Annotated in this window: 1 protein-coding gene; it reads left to right on the top strand. The window is 67.3% G+C overall.

Going from position 1 to position 1,349, the window contains the following annotated elements; translation table 11 throughout:
- Nucleotides 1–118: 118 nt before the first annotated feature.
- Nucleotides 119–1,349: IS481 family transposase (locus ACGFH6_RS44610; RefSeq protein ID WP_393397497.1), on the top strand; the 1,231-nt coding region annotated here is incomplete at its 3' end.

Genomic DNA, 1,349 nt, shown 5'->3' with positions numbered 1-1,349 from the left:
TGTGTCCTCCGTCGACTGATGTGCGACACCCGTCCGCCAGGTGATCTGCGACAGTGGCTGGTTCGGCCAGTCTGGGTCTGGCGTCTCCGTGGGGCGTCTGGGACTCGGGAGGCCGGGATTGGCGCTGGTTGTCTTGTCGGTGGTCGAGCAACGTCTGGACGCGGTTCGTGCGGTGTTGGAGGGTGCGGATGTCGTCGAAGTGGCCGCTCGGGTGGGAGTGCATCGGTCGACGCTGCATCGCTGGATCGCGCGGTATCTGATCGAGCAGTTGGCCGGACTGGCGGATCGTTCTCATCGTCCGCTGGTGTCGCCTGCTCAGGTGGCCGAGGCGGTGGAGGTTGCGGTCGCGGAGATGCGCAGGGAGCATCCGCGGTGGGGTTCGCGGCGGATCCGGTTGGAGATGCTGCGCAGACCTGGCCCATGGCCGAGCGGGGAACTGGTAGTGCCGTCGGAACGCACGATCGACCGGATCTTGCAGCGGCAGGGCCTGTTGCGTGCCCGTCCTCGCAAGCGCCCTCGGGAGTCGTATGTGCGGTTCGAGCGGCCGGGGCCGATGCAGCTGTGGGGGATGGACATCGTCGGCGGGATCCAGCTGGTCAACACGGTCACCGGTGAGTTGCGGGAGGCGAAGGTGGTCACCGCGGTCGATGACCACTCCCGGTACTGCGTGATCGCGAAGGTGGTCGAGCGGGCCACCGCGCGGGCGGTGTGTCTGGCGCTGGCCGAGGCACTGGTGCGGTTCGGGGTGCCGGAAGAGATCATCACCGACAACGGCAAGCAGTTCACCGACCGGTTCGGACGCAACGGCACCCGCAACGGCGAGGTGCTGTTCGACAAGATCTGCCGCCGCAACGGCATCACCCACCGGCTCACGGCGCCGGCATCACCAAACCAGAACGGAAAAGTGGAGCGATTCCACGGCACCTTCCGGCCCGACTTCCTCGCGGTCGCCAACCCGTTCACCTCGATCGAAGGCGCCCAGGCAGCTGTGGATGCCTGGGTCATCGAATACAACACCGATCGGCCCCACCAAGCCCTCGACGTTCAGCTCCCAGTCACTCCCGATGATCGGTTCGAGCCAACCCCGCAAGCCGAACGAGAACTGGTCGAGCTGTGGCTGCCGCCGCAGTTGACGCCGGTCGCACAACCCAACGCCGGCGACACCGACGAGACCCACGAGACCGGCAACCATGCCGCCGAGCTCTTGCCGGTGCGGGAGTCATGGGCCGGTGGACCGATCGAGTTCGACCGGGTCGTGCCGCCGTCGGGGAACCTGCAAGTGGCCGGGAAACAGTTCTGGCTCGGGCCGCACCGGGCCGGGCAGACGCTGCGGTTCTGGGCCGATCTCG

It is taken from the genome of Kribbella sp. NPDC049227 (assembly GCF_043197265.1).
GTDB lineage: Bacteria > Actinomycetota > Actinomycetes > Propionibacteriales > Kribbellaceae > Kribbella.
This window is presented reverse-complemented; position numbering and strand designations above follow the sequence as displayed.